Annotated in this window: 12 protein-coding genes; 6 read left to right on the top strand and 6 right to left on the bottom strand. The window is 61.9% G+C overall.

What is annotated here, in order from left to right; translation table 11 throughout:
• Window positions 1–14 precede the first annotated feature (14 nt).
• The 4 genes from N8H74_RS19800 (at window position 15) to aqpZ (ending at window position 4,217) form a co-directional block, all read left to right on the top strand.
• The gene (locus N8H74_RS19800; RefSeq protein WP_262149647.1) at window positions 15–818 is read left to right on the top strand and encodes an alpha/beta hydrolase; all 804 of its coding nucleotides are present in this window, start codon (window positions 15–17) and stop codon (window positions 816–818) included.
• Between the two features lie 3 nt (window positions 819–821).
• Window positions 822–1,385 carry a peptidylprolyl isomerase gene (locus N8H74_RS19795; RefSeq protein WP_262149645.1) on the top strand — a complete coding sequence of 188 codons (564 nt, stop codon included), beginning with the start codon at window positions 822–824 and terminating at the stop codon, window positions 1,383–1,385.
• Between the two features lie 87 nt (window positions 1,386–1,472).
• A complete protein-coding gene (locus N8H74_RS19790; RefSeq protein WP_262149643.1) occupies window positions 1,473–3,305 on the top strand; it encodes an ABC transporter ATP-binding protein in 1,833 nt (610 codons plus the stop codon).
• A gap of 216 nt (window positions 3,306–3,521) precedes the next feature.
• On the top strand, window positions 3,522–4,217 hold the full coding sequence (aqpZ, locus tag N8H74_RS19785; RefSeq protein WP_262149640.1) for an aquaporin Z: 696 nt from the start codon (window positions 3,522–3,524) through the stop codon (window positions 4,215–4,217).
• Between the two features lie 49 nt (window positions 4,218–4,266).
• On the opposite strand, the gene N8H74_RS19780 is transcribed toward aqpZ, so the two are convergent.
• Window positions 4,267–5,391, bottom strand: a complete 1,125-nt coding sequence (locus N8H74_RS19780; RefSeq protein WP_262149638.1) for a GNAT family N-acetyltransferase — start codon at window positions 5,389–5,391, stop codon at window positions 4,267–4,269.
• Window positions 5,392–5,672: 281 nt separating this feature from the next.
• Between N8H74_RS19780 and N8H74_RS19775 the strand changes: the two genes are divergently transcribed.
• The gene (locus tag N8H74_RS19775) at window positions 5,673–6,995 is read left to right on the top strand and encodes a putative porin (RefSeq protein WP_217831361.1); all 1,323 of its coding nucleotides are present in this window, start codon (window positions 5,673–5,675) and stop codon (window positions 6,993–6,995) included.
• Window positions 6,996–7,124: 129 nt separating this feature from the next.
• Here the strand turns inward: N8H74_RS19775 and N8H74_RS19770 are convergent, their stop codons facing one another.
• The 5 genes from N8H74_RS19770 to aceK form a co-directional block, all read right to left on the bottom strand.
• Window positions 7,125–7,361, bottom strand: a complete 237-nt coding sequence (locus tag N8H74_RS19770) for a zf-HC2 domain-containing protein (protein ID WP_217831362.1) — start codon at window positions 7,359–7,361, stop codon at window positions 7,125–7,127.
• On the bottom strand, window positions 7,355–7,966 hold the full coding sequence (locus tag N8H74_RS19765) for a sigma-70 family RNA polymerase sigma factor (RefSeq protein ID WP_217831363.1): 612 nt from the start codon (window positions 7,964–7,966) through the stop codon (window positions 7,355–7,357). Before N8H74_RS19765 ends, N8H74_RS19770 begins: the two co-directional genes overlap by 7 nt.
• A 136-nt stretch (window positions 7,967–8,102) precedes the next feature.
• Window positions 8,103–9,224, bottom strand: coding sequence for a beta-ketoacyl-ACP synthase III (locus tag N8H74_RS19760; RefSeq protein WP_217831364.1), 1,122 nt, complete (start codon window positions 9,222–9,224; stop codon window positions 8,103–8,105).
• A gap of 231 nt (window positions 9,225–9,455) precedes the next feature.
• Window positions 9,456–13,367: an ATP-dependent RNA helicase HrpA gene (hrpA, locus tag N8H74_RS19755; protein WP_262149634.1), complete on the bottom strand. Its 3,912-nt coding sequence runs from the start codon at window positions 13,365–13,367 to the stop codon at window positions 9,456–9,458.
• Between the two features lie 267 nt (window positions 13,368–13,634).
• On the bottom strand, window positions 13,635–15,356 hold the full coding sequence (gene aceK / locus N8H74_RS19750; protein ID WP_217831366.1) for a bifunctional isocitrate dehydrogenase kinase/phosphatase: 1,722 nt from the start codon (window positions 15,354–15,356) through the stop codon (window positions 13,635–13,637).
• A 409-nt stretch (window positions 15,357–15,765) separates the two neighbouring features.
• On the opposite strand from aceK, the gene N8H74_RS19745 reads away from it, so the two are divergent.
• A complete protein-coding gene (locus N8H74_RS19745) occupies window positions 15,766–17,391 on the top strand; it encodes a methyl-accepting chemotaxis protein (protein ID WP_262149632.1) in 1,626 nt (541 codons plus the stop codon).
• The last annotated feature ends 20 nt before the right edge of the window (window positions 17,392–17,411 follow it).

Below are 17,411 nucleotides of genomic sequence, written 5' to 3'. Positions count from 1 at the left end.
CACGGAGTTCACCGATGGCGTATTTCGAGCATGAAGGTTGCAACCTGCACTACGAGGAATATGGCCACGGCACGCCGTTGCTGCTGGTTCACGGGCTCGGCTCGAGCACCCTGGACTGGGAAATGCAGATCCCGGCGCTGGCCACGCAGTACCGGGTGATTGTCCCGGACATTCGCGGTCACGGGCGCTCGGACAAGCCCCGCGAGCGCTACAGCATCGCCGGATTCAGCGCCGACCTGCAGGCCCTGCTCGAGCACCTGAACCTCGGGCCGGTGCATTACGTGGGTCTGTCCATGGGCGGCATGATCGGCTTTCAGTTCGCCGTCGATCAGCCGAATCTGCTCAGGACGCTGACCATCGTTAACAGCGCGCCAGAAGTCAAAGTGCGCAGCCGCGACGATTACTGGCAATGGTTCAAACGCTGGAGCCTGATGCGTCTGCTCAGCCTCGAAACCATCGGCAAGGCGCTGGGCAGTAAATTGTTCCCCAAACCGGAACAGGCCGATCTGCGCAGGAAGATGGCTGAACGCTGGGCAAAAAACGACAAACGTGCTTATCTCGCCAGCTTCGATGCCATCGTTGGCTGGGGAGTTCAGGAACGACTTTCCAGGGTCACCTGTCCAACGCTCGTCATCAGCGCCGACCGTGACTACACGCCGGTTGCGCTGAAAGAAACCTATGTAAGACTGATGTCGAATGCGCGGCTGGTGGTGATCGCCGATTCGCGCCACGCCACCCCGCTCGATCAACCCGAACGTTTCAATCACACGCTGCTGGAGTTTCTCGCCGCAGCCGATATTCATCCTCAGGATCACTGACCCATGCTGAAAAAAATCGCCCTCGCCGCCGGCTCCGTGCTGTTCGCCGCCAACCTGATGGCTGCGACCCCGGAAAAGGCGCCACACGTAGAGCTGGTGACCACCAACGGCACCATCGAGATCGAACTGGACCCGGTCAAGGCACCGATCAGTACCAAGAACTTCCTTGAGTACGTCGACAGCGGCTTCTACAACAACACGATTTTCCACCGCGTGATTCCGGGCTTCATGGCCCAGGGCGGCGGTTTCACCCAGCAGATGCAGCAGAAAGACACCAAGGCACCGATCAAGAACGAAGCCAGCAACGGCCTGCATAACGTTCGTGGCACCCTGTCGATGGCGCGCACTTCCGACCCGAACTCGGCCACCAGCCAGTTCTTCATCAACGTGGCCGACAACGCCTTCCTCGATCCGGGCCGTGACGCCGGTTACGCGGTGTTCGCCAAGGTGACCAAGGGCATGGACGTGATCGACATCATCGTCAACTCGCAGACCACCACCAAACAAGGCATGCAAAACGTGCCCGTCGACCCTGTGATCATCAAGTCGGCCAAGCGCATCGACTAAGCTGTACAGGGCGTATCGAGCGGCGTTGGCCTGACGCCACGCCGCTCACACTGATAAAGGGAGAGCCCCTGACCGGGCGGTTATCTGATGCTCTATCGTCGTTTTGAACAACTGATCGACATATTCCGCGACGCGCCGACGGCAGCCCCGCCCGATCGCGTCCTGCCCTTCTATACCTATTACCTGAAGCAGGTCTGGCCGAGCTTTCTCGCCCTGCTGATCGTCGGCCTGTTCGGGGCGCTGATCGAAGTCGCGCTGTTCAGTTACCTGAGCCGCATCATCGACCTGGCCCAGGGCGCGCCGAACGCCGACTTCTTCACCGTGCATGGCGCCGAGCTGGCCTGGATGGCGGTGGTTGCCCTCCTGCTGCGGCCGCTGTTCCTGGCGCTACACGACATGCTCGTCCACCAGACCCTGAGCCCGAGCATGACCAGCCTGATTCGCTGGCAGAACCACAGCTATGTGCTCAAGCAGAGCCTGAACTTCTTCCAGAACGACTTCGCCGGACGCATCGCCCAGCGCATCATGCAGACTGGCAACTCGTTGCGCGATTCCGCCGTGCAGGCCGTGGATGCGTTGTGGCATGTGCTGATCTATGCGATCAGTTCGCTGGTGCTGTTCGCCGAGGCCGACTGGCGCCTGATGATCCCGCTGCTGATGTGGATCGCCGCCTACATCGGCGCGCTCTACTACTTCGTGCCACGGGTCAAGAGTCGTTCGGTGGAAGCCTCCGACGCGCGCTCGAAACTGATGGGACGGATCGTCGACGGCTACACCAACATTGCCACGCTGAAGCTGTTCGCCCACACCAACTTCGAGCAGCACTACGCCCGCGAGGCGATCCAGGAACAGACCGAAAAAGCCCAACTGGCGGGCCGCGTGGTCACCAGCATGGACGTGGTGATCACCACCATGAACGGCCTGTTGATCGTCGGCACCACCGGGCTGGCCCTGTGGCTGTGGACGCAATCGCTGATCAGCGTCGGCGCGATTGCCCTGGCGACCGGCCTGGTGATCCGCATCGTCAACATGTCCGGCTGGATCATGTGGGTGGTCACCGGCATCTTCGAAAACATCGGCATGGTGCAGGACGGCCTGCAGACCATCTCGCAACCGGTCAGCGTCACCGACCGGGAACAGGCCCAACCGCTGGCGGTGGCCCGTGGCGAAGTGCGTTTCGAGCATGTGGATTTTCACTACGGCAAGAAGAAAGGCATCATCGGCGACCTCAACCTGAACATCAGGCCGGGAGAAAAAATCGGCCTGATCGGCCCGTCCGGCGCCGGCAAATCGACCCTGGTCAATCTGCTGTTGCGGCTGTACGACGTCGAGGGCGGGCGGATTCTGATCGACGGGCAGAACATCGCCGAAGTCGGCCAGGAAAGCCTGCGCGCGCGGATCGGCATGATTACCCAGGACACCTCGCTGCTGCACCGTTCGATCCGCGACAACCTGCTCTACGGCAAACCTGACGCCACCGACGCCGAACTCTGGGACGCGGTACACAAGGCCCGTGCCGACGAGTTCATTCCGCTGTTGTCGGACGCCGAGGGCCGCACCGGGTTCGACGCCCATGTCGGCGAGCGCGGGGTGAAGCTGTCCGGTGGTCAACGCCAGCGCATTGCGATTGCCCGGGTGTTGCTCAAGGACGCGCCGATCCTGATCATGGACGAGGCGACATCGGCGCTGGACTCGGAAGTCGAAGCGGCAATCCAGGAAAGCCTCGAAACCCTGATGCAGGGCAAGACCGTGATCGCCATCGCCCACCGTCTCTCGACCATCGCCCGCATGGATCGGCTGGTGGTGCTGGAAAACGGCAAGATCGCCGAGAGCGGCACCCACGCCGAACTGCTGGCCCATCGCGGCCTGTACGCGCGGTTGTGGGCGCACCAGACCGGGGGCTTCGTCGGGATCGATTGATCTTGTGTACCCCGTGGGAGCAGGTCCGCTCCCACAAACAACCTCGAAAACCGCCAGAGCCCGCCAACCACGGGCGCTGGCGGTTTTTTACGGGCGCTGGAAATCCGCGTAAACCCTGCTGTACTCAGCCAAGGTTCCGGAACGGGACCTGTCGTAAGACTGCAAGGAAGCACAACGCGATTCAGTCTCGATAGCAGGACTATCAAGGACACGCTCATGTCTCTGTTCAAACGTTCAGTCACTGAGTTGTTGGGTACATTCTGGTTGGTGTTGGGTGGTTGCGGCAGCGCAGTACTGGCCGCGTCTTCGCCGCTGGGAATCGGCGTGCTGGGGGTAGCCCTGGCATTTGGTCTGACGGTGCTGACCATGGCGTTCGCCATCGGCCACATCAGCGGATGTCACCTGAACCCGGCCGTCTCGGTCGGTCTGTTCGTCGGCGGCCGGTTCCCGGCCAAAGAGTTGCCCGCCTACATCATCGCCCAGGTGCTGGGCGGGATTCTCGCCGCAGCGCTGCTGTACTACATCGCCAGCGGCAAGGAAGGCTTCGACATCGCCAACGGCCTGGCCTCCAACGGCTACGGCGAGCATTCTCCCGGCAAATACTCGATGGCCGCCGGGTTTGTCACTGAACTGGTGATGACGGCGATGTTCGTGGTGATCATCCTCGGCGCCACCGACAAACGCGCCCCACCGGGGCTGGCACCGATCGCCATCGGTCTGGCCCTGACGCTGATCCACTTGATTTCGATCCCCGTCACCAACACCTCGGTCAACCCGGCCCGCAGTACGGGACCGGCGCTGATGGTGGGTGGCTGGGCGATTGCGCAGTTGTGGATGTTCTGGGTCACGCCGCTGTTGGGCGCGGTGGTGGGTGGAGTGATCTATCGCGGTCTGGGCAGCGAAGACACTTGAGCCGCACGCCTAGACCCTCTGTGGGAGCCAGCCTGCTCCCACGGGGGGCCTAGGTCTGGCGATAGGGCAAGGCTGTCCGCGCCTCCTCGGCATAGGCCAGTACGCCGGCGCGCTCCTGGTGGAGGAAGTCCTTGACGGCAGCCTTCAGGCCCGGATGACGCAGGTAATGCCACGAGTGGGTAATCACCGGCTCAAAGCCGCGAATCAGCTTGTGCTCGCCCTGGGCACCGGCATCGAAACGCTGAATTCCCTGGGCAATCGCATAGTCCATGCCCTGATAGAAACAGGTTTCGAAATGCAGCCGGTCAAACTCGGCCAGGCAACCCCAGTAACGTCCGTAGAAACTGTCGCCACCGACCAGGCTGAAGGCCATCGCCACCGGCCGTGAACCCTGTCTGGCCAGCACCACGCGAATGGCTTCGGGCATGCGCTCGGCCAGCAGGCTGAAAAACTCCCGCGTCAGGTACGGCGCCTGGCGACGCACCGCGTAGGTATTGGCGTAGCAGGCGTAGACAAAATCCCACTGCGCCTCGTCCAGCTCCCGGCCCTCCAGCCATTCGAAGTCGAACCCCTGCCCCGCCACTTGCTCGCGCTCCTTGCGCATCTGTTTGCGCTTGCGCGAACTGAGGACGTCGAGAAAGTCCTGAAAGTCGCGATAACCGCGATTGTGCCAGTGGTACTGACAGCCAATGCGTTGCAGCCAGCCTGGCTGTTCAGCCATGGCGGCGTCGGTGAAGGGGTCGGTGAAATTGACGTGGGCGCTGGAGAGCTCTTCGATTTCCAGGTAACCCGGCAGGCTCTTGAGCAGTTCGAAGCCGTCCTCGACATTGGCGGCCAACAGCCGTGGACCGCTGACCGGACTGAACGGCACCGCGACCAACAGTTTCGGGTAGTAATCGATCCCGGCGCGGGCGCAGGCGTCGGCCCAGCCATGATCGAACACGTATTCGCCGTAAGAGTGCCATTTGCGATAGGCAGGCAGGGCCGCGAGCAGCCGATCGCCTTCGACATGCAGCAAATGCTCCGCCTGCCAGCCGGTATGCGGGCCGACGCTGCCGCTGTCTTCCAGGGACGCGAGAAAGGCATGGCGCAGGAACGGCTGGTTTTCCGGGACCAGGGCGTCCCATGTCGCCGGGGCAATTTCCGACAGGTTTTGCAGGCGTTGCAACGGCATCAACGAGCTCTCCACATCTTGGCTTCAAAGCCCCGCGAGTATCGCCTATCGCCATCCTTTGCACACGAGCATTTGCCCGACAGCGCTCTAGCTCAATAGTTCAGGACGATCTTCTAACGTCATCAACCTGCCATCACCGTGCCACTGCTCTGTCATAAACCATCGCGATACTGGCGCCTGTTTTTAGAGCGCCGGGTTCTACCCGGACATTGTTTTCCGACCTTCAACCGTCGGTTGTGCCCGGGGTGGTTCGGCCATCCCTCTCATCTTCGGAGATTGCTATGCGTCTTGCTTCCACGAAAACTGCGGCGGCCCTGTGCGGTGGCCTGTTGCTGGCCATGAGTGTTCCGGCCAGTGCCGCAGTCGACGCCAAACTGCTCGACATGCTCAAGGCTAACGGTTCGATTTCCCAGGCGCAGTATGTAGAACTGCAAGCTGAACTGGCCAAGGATCAGAAGGCTCAGCAAATTGCCCAGCAGGCTCAGCAAGAGACCAACGAACAGGTCGCTGCAGTCGCGAAAAAGACCAACGAGCAAAGCGTTTTCGACCAGAAACTGGCCTGGGCCGCCAAGACCCAATTCAAGGGTGACGTGCGCATCCGCCAGGAAACGGTCAAGATCGACGGCGAAGCCAACAACGGTGGTCGTGACAAGGATCGCCAGCGCATCCGCGCCCGCCTCGGCGCCTACACCGAAATCAACCCGCAAGTGGACACCGGTATCCGGATCGCCACCGGCGGCGGCGACGATGCCCGTTCGACCAACCAGGACATGGACAACTACTTCGACAAGAAGCAGATCTGGCTGGACCTGGGTTACATCGACTACCACCCGGACGCAATCAAGAACCTGCACATCATTGGCGGCAAGATGATGCAGCCGTGGGTGAGCATGGGCGACGTGATCTGGGATAGCGACATCAACCCGGAAGGTCTGGCCGTCACCTACAAGTACCCGCTGGGCAGCAGCGCCGAACTGTTCGGCAGCCTGGGTAACTACACCCTCAAGGACAACGTCGACGGCGAAGGCGTGCAGTTCCGTCACGACCTGCGTCTGACCGCTGGCCAGCTGGGCAGCCGTTTCGCGATCACCGACAACCTGAAACTGACCCTGGGCGGCAGCGTCTACGCCTACCAGAACGACGAAGACAGCCGTTGCACCGGCACCTCGACGCCGTGCGCCCTGGCAGTCAACGGCAACTCGGCCAACAACGAGTTCCGTCTGTACGAAGGCTTCAGCCAGGTCGACATCGGCGGCCTGCCAATGCCTCTGTCGTTCTACGGTCAGTACGTGAAGAACAACGATGCCGTCACCGATCAGGACACTGCCTGGCTGGTCGGCGCCAAGTCGAAAGTCTTCGGCCTGAACCTGGACTACAACTATCGTGACGTGCAGCGCAATGCCGTGGTCGGCGCCTTCACCGACTCCGACTTCGCCAACGGCACCACCGGTTCCCGTGGTCACAAGTTCAAGGTCGGCTATGACATCGACAAGAACTTCGCCATCGGTGCCACTTACTTCCTGACCAAGGCTGACTTCTCCAGCCGTACCCAGCGCGATGCAGACACCAACACCCTGCAGCTGGACGCGGAAGCGAAGTTCTAAGCAACACGGCAACAGATCTCAGGCGCTGCGCTTCTCATCCGGGTGCATCGCTTGAGGTGTTTCAACAGTCTGGCGCGGCTGCGGCGGTCCCCATCATCCGTCCGCCACAGCCGCGCCAGGCTTCATTTCCTAGGGACTGTCGTCCCGCCGCTGCGCCGCCAGGCGCGCCGCCAGCTCATCGACATCATCCGATGGTCGTTCCGGCATCGCTCGCAACGTCGCCTGCATCAGCCGCATCTGACGAATGAAACGCCGGCAATTGGGGCAGAACAACAGGTGATGGCGCACCATCAGCTTCTCGCGAAAGCTCAATTGGCCGTCGAGATAATCGCTGGATCGTGCCACTTGCTCCTTGCAGGTCAACATTCTCCGGTCTCCTCAAAATGTTCCACGGTCGCGAAGACCTTCAGACGTGCCCGATGCAGCAGCACGCGGACATTGGAGAGCGAGATCTCCAGAAGATTACAGATCTCTTCCAGCTCCAGGCCCTGACGCTCGCGCAACAGCAGTACGCTGCTTTGCAGCTCCGACAGGCTCAGCAACGTATGCTCCAGGCATTCGCGCAGTTCGCTTTCGGTCAGCAAGGCTTCGGGCGTGTCCTGGTGCCAGGCAAACGGCGCAACCAGCCAGTGGCCGTCGCCGGGGGAAAAGCGGTCGTCATCGATGGTGCCGTGGGGCGATGGCAGGTCATCGAGCAGCACTTCGCGGCGATTGAGCCTGTACCGGCCCTTGGCCGAGTTGGCGGTGATGGTCAGCAGCCAGGTCTTGAGGCTGGAGCGGCCTTCGAAGCTGCCGATATGGCGCACCACCGACAACCAGGCGTCCTGTACCACCTCCTCGACATGCCGCTGACCGACAATGGCATACGCCACCGCGCGCATCGCACTCTGATAAGTGGTGACCAGTTCCTTGAAAGCCTTTTGCTCACCTGCCAGCAAGCGCGCAAGCAGTTGGGTGTCGTCAGCCGCCATCCATCAATCCCCTTGTCCCGACTCCGAAAATGATAACGGCAGGATCTCTCCTGCCGCCACTTCCGAAAATTACAGCGTTCGCGCCGATCCGGATGTAGGAAAGGTCAGCGCGATTAAGAGGAAATGAAGCCGTCTCTTAACGCTTGCGCAAGATCACGCTGCCGATCGAATAACCGGCACCGAACGAACTCAGCACCGCCAGCGAACCGGCCGCCAGGTCGTCCTGGTTTTTGTGGAAGGCAATCACCGAGCCGGCGGAGCTGGTGTTGGCGTAAGTGTCGAGGATCACCGGGGCTTCTTCTGCGGTGGCCTCGCGGCCCAGCAGCTTGCGCACGATCAGGTGGTTCATGCTCAGGTTGGCCTGGTGCAGCCAGAAACGCTTCACGTCGCCAACGTTGAGCTGGTTCTCTTGCAGATGCTCACCGATCAGCTCGGCGACCATCGGGCAAACGTCCTTGAACACCTTGCGCCCTTCCTGCACGAACAGCTTGTCGCGGGCGCCGATGCCCTCTTCCGCCGCGCGGTTGAGGAAGCCGAAGTTGTTGCGGATGTTGTTGGAGAACTTGGTCAGCAGCTTGGTGCTGACCACGTCGAACTGGTACTGGGAGGTGGCGAGGTCGGCGCGCTCGATGACCACGGCCGTGGCGGCATCGCCAAAGATGAAGTGGCTGTCGCGATCACGGAAGTTCAGGTGACCGGTGCAGACCTCCGGGTTGACCATCAGGATCGCCCGGGCCTGGCCCAGTTGCACGCTGTTGGCGGCGGCCTGAATCCCGAAGGTCGCCGACGAGCAGGCGACGTTCATGTCGAAACCGAACCCCTGGATGCCCAGTGCTTCCTGGACTTCGATGGCGATGGCCGGATAGGCGCGCTGCAGGTTGGAGCAGGCGACGATCACGCCGTCGATGTCGGCGGCCGTCTTGCCGGCGCGCTGCAGGGCTTGTTCGGCAGCACCGATCGCCATCTGGCAGAGTACCGACCATTCGTCGTTGGAGCGCTCCGGCAGACGTGGCGCCATGCGTTGCGGATCAAGGATGCCTTCCTTGTCCATGACAAAACGGCTCTTGATCCCGGAGGCTTTCTCGATGAAAGCGGCGCTGGATTCGGTCAGGGCCTCGATTTCGCCACGGGCAATGGCGTCGGCGTTGTCGGCATTGAACTGCGCGACGTAGGTATTGAAAGACTGCACCAGCTCTTCGTTGGAGATGCTGTTGGCCGGGGTAAACAGGCCGGTGCCGCTGATGACGACGTTATGCATGGTCGTTTCTCTAATCTGTTCAGGCAGAAAGCGCTGGCACCGACGTACCAACACACAAAGGGTCTATTCCCATCCCGGGGACGCAAATCCGGCATCGCTCTGCGCCGTTTTGTGACCGGGCCGAGGGCTCTGGGTCGCGAAAGCGGCGTTTATGGTCGCGAAGTTTGCCATAAACCCGAGGTTTTGGCCCCATTCTCAAGCACACCGCCCCCACACGGGGGCGTACAAGCCTCAAGCCTCGACCTGGCTCCACTGCTTGCTCAGACGCTTGTCGGAGATCGGCGCCTTGGTGCCCAACTGCTGGGCGAACAGCGAAACCCGGTATTCCTCCAGCCACCAGCGGTACAACTCGAGTTGCGGATCGCGTTTGCCTTCCTGGGCGTGTTTGGCCGCGCGCGTCTGGTATTGCGTCCAGAGCCCGGCCAGTTCGCCGCTCCAGACCCGATCCTTCTGCACCTGGGCTGCGAGTTTTTCGAAACGCTGCTCGACCGCTTTCAGATAACGCGGCAGCTCCTTGAGCCAGACCATCGGCGTTTCCCGGACAAAGCCCGGATAGACCAGTTGGCTGAGCTGCTGCTTGATGTCATTCAGCGCCACGGCCTGGGCCAGATCGATCTTGCCTTTGAAGCGTTTTTGCAGGCCGTGCCAGAGCTTGAGGATCTCCAGCGTCAGGCGCGCGACGCGGTCGGCGTGCTCGGACCAACTGCCACGCTTGCGCTCGGCCAGCGACGCCAGACCGGCGCCATCGCGAGGCAGCGGATCTTCACCCTCGAGGATGCAGCTATCGAGGCTGGCCAGCAGAATGTCTTCGACCAGCGCATCGACGCGGCCCAGCTCACGGTAGAGCAAGCCCAGCTCAGTCAGCCCCGGCAACTTGCCACGCAGAAATTTGGCCGGCTCGGCCAATTGCTGCAAGAGCAGACGCTGCAATGCGCGACGGTGCTGGAACTCGGCTTCGGCCGGGGTCGAGAAACGCCCTTCCTTGACCGTACCACCCTCTTCCACCAGCGCCGGATAGACCGTCATCGACAGGCCGGCAATCTTCTGTTGAGTCTTTTGCGCCACCGCAGCGAAGACCTTGGCCTCCACCGGTTGCTGGCTTTTCGCGCTCTGCGGCACGGCCAACGCCGCCTGGCTGGCTTCGGCGAAACGCGCGGTCAGTTCGGCCAGATCGCGCCCTTCGCCCAGGAACTTGCCCTGGCCGTCGACGATTTCCAGGTTCATCCGCAGATGCCCCTCGACCTGCTGCGCCGCTTCCGCCCACGCCTCATCACTGACCCGCGCACCGGTCATGCGCAACAGTTCACGGCCCAGCGTCTGCGGCAACGAGCCTTCGGCGAAGGTCATGCGCTGCAACGCGGCTTTGACGAAGTCCGGCACCGGCACAAAGTTCTTGCGCAGCGCCTTGGGCAGGTTGCGCACCAGCGCGATGCACTCGGCCTCGATCAGTCCCGGCACCAGCCATTCCAGGCGCTCCGGCGGCAGCATCGGCAACAGTGGTGCCGGCACACGCAGGGTCACGCCATCGCGCGGGTGATTGGGCTCAAAGTGATAAGTGAGCGCCAGCTCCAGATCGCCGATGTGCAGAGTGTCCGGGTAATCCCGCGCGGTGACTTCGCTGGCCTCGCGGGCCAGCACGTCTTCCTCGCGCATGATCAGCAGTTGCGGATTCTTCTGACTGTTGACCCGATACCAACTGTCGAAGGTCGCGGTCTGGTGAATCTCCGCCGGCAACCGCGCATCGTAGAAGGCGTACAGGGTTTCCTCGTCGGCCAGAATGTCGCGACGGCGGGCCTTGGCTTCCAGTTCGTCGAGTTGTTCCAGCAGTTGCTTGTTGGCGCTCAGGCACTTGGCCCGGGACTGAATCTCGCCGCGCACCAGGCCTTCGCGGATGAACAGCTCGCGGGAAACCACTGGGTCCACGGGGCCGTAATGCACCGGCCGGCGACCGACCACGATCAGGCCGAACAGCGTGATCTGCTCGAACGCCACGACCTGGCCACGCTTCTTTTCCCAGTGCGGTTCGAAATGGTTTTTCTTGATCAGATGCCCGGCCAGCGGCTCGATCCAGTCGGCATCGATCTTCGCCACCATCCGCGCATAAAGCTTGGTGGTTTCCACCAGTTCGGCGGTCATCACCCATTGCGGACGCTTGCGACCGATCCCGGATGACGGGTGAATCCAGAAGCGCCGCTGGCGGGCGCCGAGGTAATCGCCGTCCTCGGTTTTCTGGCCGATCTGGCTGAGCAGGCCGACCAGCACCGCCTTGTGCAGCTTCGGATAATCCGCCGGCTCTTTATTGACGCTCAGTTGCAGGTCGCGACAGATCAGCGCCAACTGCCGATGGGAGTCGCGCCACTCACGCAAGCGCAAGTAGTTGAGGAAGTTCTTGCGGCACCAGTTGCGCAGCGGATTGGCAGTCAGCGCCTGGCGTTGTTCTTCGAAACCACGCCACAGATTGACCAGCGCGGCGAAGTCGGAGTCGGCGTCTTTCCATTGCGCGTGGGCCTGATCCGCCGCTTGCTGACGCTCCGGCGGGCGCTCGCGCGGATCCTGGATCGACATGGCGCTGGCGACGATCAGCACTTCCTGGAGGCTGCCGAGCTTCGCCGCTTCGAGCAGCATCCGGCCCATGCGCGGGTCCACTGGCAGGCGCGCCAACTGGCGGCCGAGCGGCGTCAGCTGACTGTTGCGATCCACCGCCGAGAGTTCTTGCAGCAGATTGAAACCGTCGCTGATCGCCTTGCCGTCCGGCGGCTCGATAAACGGGAACGCGGTGATTTCACCGAGGCGCAGATGGAGCATCTGCAAAATGACAGCCGCGAGGTTGGTGCGCAGGATTTCCGGATCGGTGAATTCCGGGCGGGCGAGGAAATCTTCCTCGCTGTATAGACGAATGCAAATGCCCGGCTCGACCCGCCCGCAGCGACCCTTGCGCTGGTTGGCGCTGGCCTGGGAAACCGCTTCGATCGGCAAGCGCTGCACCTTGGCGCGATAGCTGTAGCGGCTGATGCGCGCGGTGCCGCTGTCGATCACATAGCGGATGCCCGGCACGGTCAGCGAGGTTTCGGCGACGTTGGTCGCCAGCACCACGCGCCGGCCCGGGTGGGACTGGAAAATCTTCTGCTGCTCGGCCGGCGTCAGGCGCGCGTACAGCGGCAGGATTTCCGTGTGTTTGAGCTGGGCCTTGCGCAGCATGTCGGCCGCATCGCGAATCTCGCGCTCGCCGGGCAGGAACACCAGCACATCGCCAGGGCTGCGGCGTTCGCTGCGCTCGTAAGCGGCAATTTCATCGAGACTGGCGAGGATCGCCTGATCCACCGTCAGGTCATCCTCGACGCGGTTGCCTTCCTCGTCCTGCTCCAGGGTCAGCGGGCGATACCAGGTGTCCACCGGGAAGGTGCGACCGGACACTTCGACAATCGGCGCATCGTCGAAGTGTCTGGAGAAACGCTCCAGATCGATGGTCGCCGAGGTGATGATGACTTTCAGGTCCGGGCGACGCGGCAGCAGGGTCTTCAGGTAGCCGAGCAGGAAGTCGATGTTGAGGCTGCGTTCGTGGGCTTCGTCGACGATGATCGTGTCGTAGCGTTCGAGGTAGCGGTCGTTCTGGGTTTCCGCCAGCAGGATGCCGTCGGTCATCAGTTTGATCAGGGTGTTGGCATCGCTCTGGTCCTCGAACCGCACCTGATAGCCGACCAGCGAGCCGAGCGGCGTGCCGAGCTCTTCGGCGACCCGGCTGGCGACGCTGCGCGCCGCGATCCGGCGTGGCTGGGTGTGGCCGATCAGGCCATGCTGACCGCGACCGATTTCCAGACAGATTTTCGGCAACTGCGTGGTTTTGCCCGAGCCGGTTTCACCGGCAATGATCAGGACCTGATGCTTCTCCAGCGCCTTCTTGATCTCGTCACGCTTGGCCGCGATCGGCAGGCTGTCGTCGTAACGGATCACCGGCAGGCTGGCCTTGCGCGCCAGCACCTGATCGCAGGACGCCTGCATCCGCGCGACCCACTGGGCCAGTTTGGCCTCGTCGGGTTTCTTGCGCAGCTCAAGCAACTGCCGCCGCAACCGGTGCCGGTCGGCGAGCATGGCGTGATCGAGGTTTTTCAGCAGTTTGTCGATGGAGGGCGATTCGTCGGTCATCGGGTACGCAATTCAGTCGTCTAGTGGCGCAAGGGGGCGATTGTCGCAGATTTGGCGGTTTTGTGGCGGGTCATGGGGAATGCAGCTCTCATCCTGACCCTCTCCCGGTGGGAGAGGGAATCGACCGAGTCAACTTTGCCAGCTCCACCGACCTGAACGAGCTTCATCGAATCCAGAATCGCCAAGGTCTTTCAGGTCGGCGCTGGACGTGAGACACCTCTGTCGGCTCCCTCTCCTCCGGGAGAGGACTGGGGTGAGGGGAAGCAGTTACTCGTTATCCAAACCCTTGCGCCGGTACGGGAAAACATCGATGACCTTTCCCGCCCGAATCGCCTCCTGCAACCCCTTCCAGTAATCGGCGTTGTACAACTCGCCATGCAACTGATCGAACAGTTTGCGCTGCGCCGAATCGGCAAATAGAAACGGTGGAAACTCTTCGGGGAACACATCCAGCGGCCCGATCGAATACCACGGCTCCGAAGCCATCTCATCCTCGGGTGTACGCGGCGGCGGGATGTGGCGGAAGTTGGCTTCGGTGAGGAAGCAGATTTCGTCGTAGTCGTAAAACACCACGCGGCCGTGACGGGTGACGCCAAAATTCTTCAGCAGCATGTCGCCGGGAAAGATGTTGGCCGCCGCCAGTTGCTTGATCGCCAGGCCGTAATCCTCCAGCGCTTCACGCACCTGGGCTTCGTTGGCGTTGTCCAGGTACAGGTTGAGCGGGGTCATCCGCCGTTCCGTCCAGCAGTGGCGGATCAGCACGGTTTCGCCTTCCACCGACACCGTGGACGGCGCCACTTCCAGCAATTCCTCAAGGCACGCCGGATCGAACTTGCTCAGCGGAAAACGGAAATCGGCGAACTCCTGGGTATCGGCCATGCGCCCTACCCGGTCGACGCTTTTCACCAGGCGGTATTTCTCGATCACCGTTGCGCGGTCGACGTTCTTCGACGGCGAGAAACGGTCCTTGATGATCTTGAACACGGTGTTGAAGCCCGGCAGGGTGAACACGCTCATGACCATGCCGCGCACGCCGGGGGCCATGATGAATTGATCGTCGGTATTGGCCAGATGATTGATCAGCGCGCGGTAGAACTCCGACTTGCCGTGCTTGTAGAAACCGATCGAGGTGTACAGCTCGGCGATGTGCTTGCCCGGCAGAATGCGCCGCAGGAAGCCGATGAACTCTGCCGGCACCGGCACATCGACCATGAAATACGAACGGGTGAAAGAGAAGATGATCGACACATCGGCTTCGTCGGTGATCAGCGCGTCGATCTGGATGCCGTGGCCTTCGCGGTGCAGGAACGGAATCACCAGCGGCCACTGTTCATCGCGGGTGTAGATGCGCCCGACCAGGTACGCGCCCTTGTTGCGGTACAGCACCGAGGAAAACAGCTCGACGCTCAGCTCCGGATCCTTGCACACCCAGTCCGGCAGGTTCTCGCGCAGTTGCGCTTCAAGGCGCTGCAAATCGCGCGGCAGATCGGCGTAATCCTCGCTGAACCGGAAGTCGGCGAAGATCTTCTCAAGCATGGCCGACAACTGGCCCTCAGGCTTATAGGTCCGGGTCTGCGCGGCCCGGGCGCGGCGCAGGCTCGGGCGGGTGGTGTGAATGAACATGCAGCCGTCGCTGATCAGGTCATGACTGAACAGTCCGCAGAAAATCGAGTTGTACCAGGTTTCAGACAACTCATCGTCGAAGCGCAGGTCGATGATGCTGATGTAGGCGCTTTTCACCAGCGGCCAGCAACTGACATCCATCAGCGTCGGCGCCTCGAAATACTCACGCAGGCGCGTCACCGTTTCGCTGACCTTCTCTTCGTAGAGATTGATCCGTGCCGCCGAGGCCGTCTGGATCTCCTGCCAGCGCGCTTGTTCGAAGCGTTCCCGGGCGCCATCGGTGATCCGCCGGAAATGCTCGCGGTAGTCGTCGAAGCCGTCGAGGATCATGCGGGCGATGTCGGTGGCTGGCCATGGCTGCGGCATAGATGAAACCTCTGCGTGCATGTGGAAATCCGTGGCTGAGCTTAGCCACGGAAGCGGTCACAGGAGAAGCGCAATTTCTGCCAATTGCGCGACGGGGTTGTACAACGACACAGTTTTTATCAAAGTTTTTTTAATCGACCGTTTGGTCAGCAATTGCCCGTTCGGGTTCTCCCGGCAGATCGCCGCCAGCCCACGGATTCTCCGGGTTTCGGATCCAATTTCGAGCCAGCATCTCTAGCGTGCGGCTTTGCTGCGAATGCGCCGGCCTGGCCATCTGCCTCCTCAGAGCTTTCGGATTGGTCTTACCAAAATAGTGGCACTTTGATATACAGCCCGCCACTACCCGCCTGACAACAAGATCCTCGGTCCACGAGGACGACCTCTCTCTCAAAGCCCAAGGAGCTTATTGATGTCTATTCGGAATCTGCGCATAGGTTTACGAGCCAGTCTGAGTTTTGCCGTTTTGGCCGGTCTGCTGATGGTGGTCGGCCTGTTTGGCCTGGGCCAGATGAAAGCCCTGCGCGAAAGCGCGGCGGTGATTGAAGAGTCGTGGATGCCCAGTATCGAAAGCATTCATGACAGCGCGGCGAACATCGCCAGCATCCGCCTCGAATCCCTGCGCCTGATCACCAGCACCCAGGCCGCCGTTCGCGAGCGCAGCAAAGGCCTCCTCAAGGCCCAGCGCCAGGAATTGCTCAAGCGCCTCGACGACCACAAGGCCTTGGTCGCCAACGATCAGGAACGGCTGATGCTCGACGGCTTGAGCGCGGATACCGCCAAGTACCTGAGCATCCTCGACCAGATCATCGGGAACATCGACGCCGGGCAAAACGAACAGGCCTACAACCGCCTGAACACTGAACTGGCACCGCAAGGCACGGTGCTCGACAAAACCCTGGAGCAGATGATCGGCCTCAATCAGCAAGGCGCGGATGCCGCCGCCAAAGCGGCCTCGGCGAGTTATCAGCGGGCGTTGTGGATCGTCACGACGATCATCGTGATCGCTCTGGTCGCCACCCTGCTACTGGCCTGGCAACTGACCCGCAGCATCACCACACCGATCAATCAGGCCCTCGACGTGGCGCGGCGGATTGCGGCCGGCGACCTCAGTGGCCGGATCGTCAGCAGCGGCAAGGATGAAGCGGCGCATCTGCTCGAAGCCCTGGCCGAGATGCAGAACAACCTGCGTTCGACCATTCGTGGCATCAGCGAGTCGGCGCAGCAACTGGCCTCCGCCGCCGAGGAAATGAGTTCGGTGATGGAGCAAAGCACCCGTGGCCTGCAACAGCAGAACGACCAGATCGAACAGGCCGCCACTGCCGTCACCGAGATGAGCACGGCGGTGGATGAAGTCGCGGCCAACGCGGTGTCCAGCGCTGAAGCGTCCGAGGCGTCGAACGAGGACAGCAAGCACGGGCATGTGCAGGTCAGCGAAACCATCAGCTCGATCCAGGAACTGGTCAGCGCGGTACTCGGTGCCTCGGAGCGTGCCGAAGGCCTCGCGACGCAGGCGCAGGACATCAGCAAAGTGCTCGAAGTGATTCGCGGCATCGCCGGGCAGACCAATCTGCTGGCGCTCAACGCCGCCATCGAAGCGGCGCGGGCCGGTGAGGCCGGGCGCGGATTTGCGGTGGTGGCCGATGAAGTGCGCTCGCTGGCGCAGCGCACGCAGAACTCCACGGAAGAAATCGAGCTGATGATCAGCAGCATCCAGCAAGGCACCGGCGCCACCGTCGGCGCGCTGCAAAGCAGTGCCGAACAGGCTGGCCATACCTTGCGCCGTGCCAACAGTGCCGGGCAGGCGCTGGAGAAAATCACCGCGTCGATCTCGCAGATCAACCAGCGCAACCTAGTGATCGCCAGCGCCGCCGAGCAACAGGCACTGGTCGCGCGCGAGGTCGATCAGAACCTGGTGACCATCCGCGATCTCTCGACACAAACCGCTGCCGGTGCCACCCAGACCTCTGCCGCCAGCCAGGAACTGTCGCGGCTGGCGGTCGACCTGAACGGGCTGGTCACGCGCTTTGTGATCTGACGGAAAGTTAAATGCCCGAA

Source organism: Pseudomonas sp. B2M1-30, assembly GCF_025447575.1.
Lineage (GTDB): Bacteria > Pseudomonadota > Gammaproteobacteria > Pseudomonadales > Pseudomonadaceae > Aquipseudomonas > Aquipseudomonas botevensis.
Note: the sequence above shows the minus strand (reverse complement) of the source record. Positions and strands in the feature narration are given on the sequence as shown.

Excerpts from the sequence above, each read along its gene's own strand:
- N8H74_RS19775 (WP_217831361.1), top strand. The coding sequence starts at position 5,673 with ATGCGTCTTGCTTCCACGAAAACTGCGGCGGCCCTGTGCGGTGGCCTG.
- N8H74_RS19770 (WP_217831362.1), bottom strand. The coding sequence starts at position 7,361 with ATGTTGACCTGCAAGGAGCAAGTGGCACGATCCAGCGATTATCTCGAC.
- N8H74_RS19800 (WP_262149647.1), top strand. The coding sequence starts at position 15 with ATGGCGTATTTCGAGCATGAAGGTTGCAACCTGCACTACGAGGAATAT.
- aqpZ (WP_262149640.1), top strand. The coding sequence starts at position 3,522 with ATGTCTCTGTTCAAACGTTCAGTCACTGAGTTGTTGGGTACATTCTGG.
- N8H74_RS19795 (WP_262149645.1), top strand. The coding sequence starts at position 822 with ATGCTGAAAAAAATCGCCCTCGCCGCCGGCTCCGTGCTGTTCGCCGCC.
- N8H74_RS19745 (WP_262149632.1), top strand. The coding sequence starts at position 15,766 with ATGTCTATTCGGAATCTGCGCATAGGTTTACGAGCCAGTCTGAGTTTT.
- hrpA (WP_262149634.1), bottom strand. The coding sequence starts at position 13,367 with ATGACCGACGAATCGCCCTCCATCGACAAACTGCTGAAAAACCTCGAT.
- N8H74_RS19790 (WP_262149643.1), top strand. The coding sequence starts at position 1,473 with ATGCTCTATCGTCGTTTTGAACAACTGATCGACATATTCCGCGACGCG.
- N8H74_RS19780 (WP_262149638.1), bottom strand. The coding sequence starts at position 5,391 with ATGCCGTTGCAACGCCTGCAAAACCTGTCGGAAATTGCCCCGGCGACA.
- N8H74_RS19765 (WP_217831363.1), bottom strand. The coding sequence starts at position 7,966 with ATGGCGGCTGACGACACCCAACTGCTTGCGCGCTTGCTGGCAGGTGAG.
- aceK (WP_217831366.1), bottom strand. The coding sequence starts at position 15,356 with ATGCCGCAGCCATGGCCAGCCACCGACATCGCCCGCATGATCCTCGAC.
- N8H74_RS19760 (WP_217831364.1), bottom strand. The coding sequence starts at position 9,224 with ATGCATAACGTCGTCATCAGCGGCACCGGCCTGTTTACCCCGGCCAAC.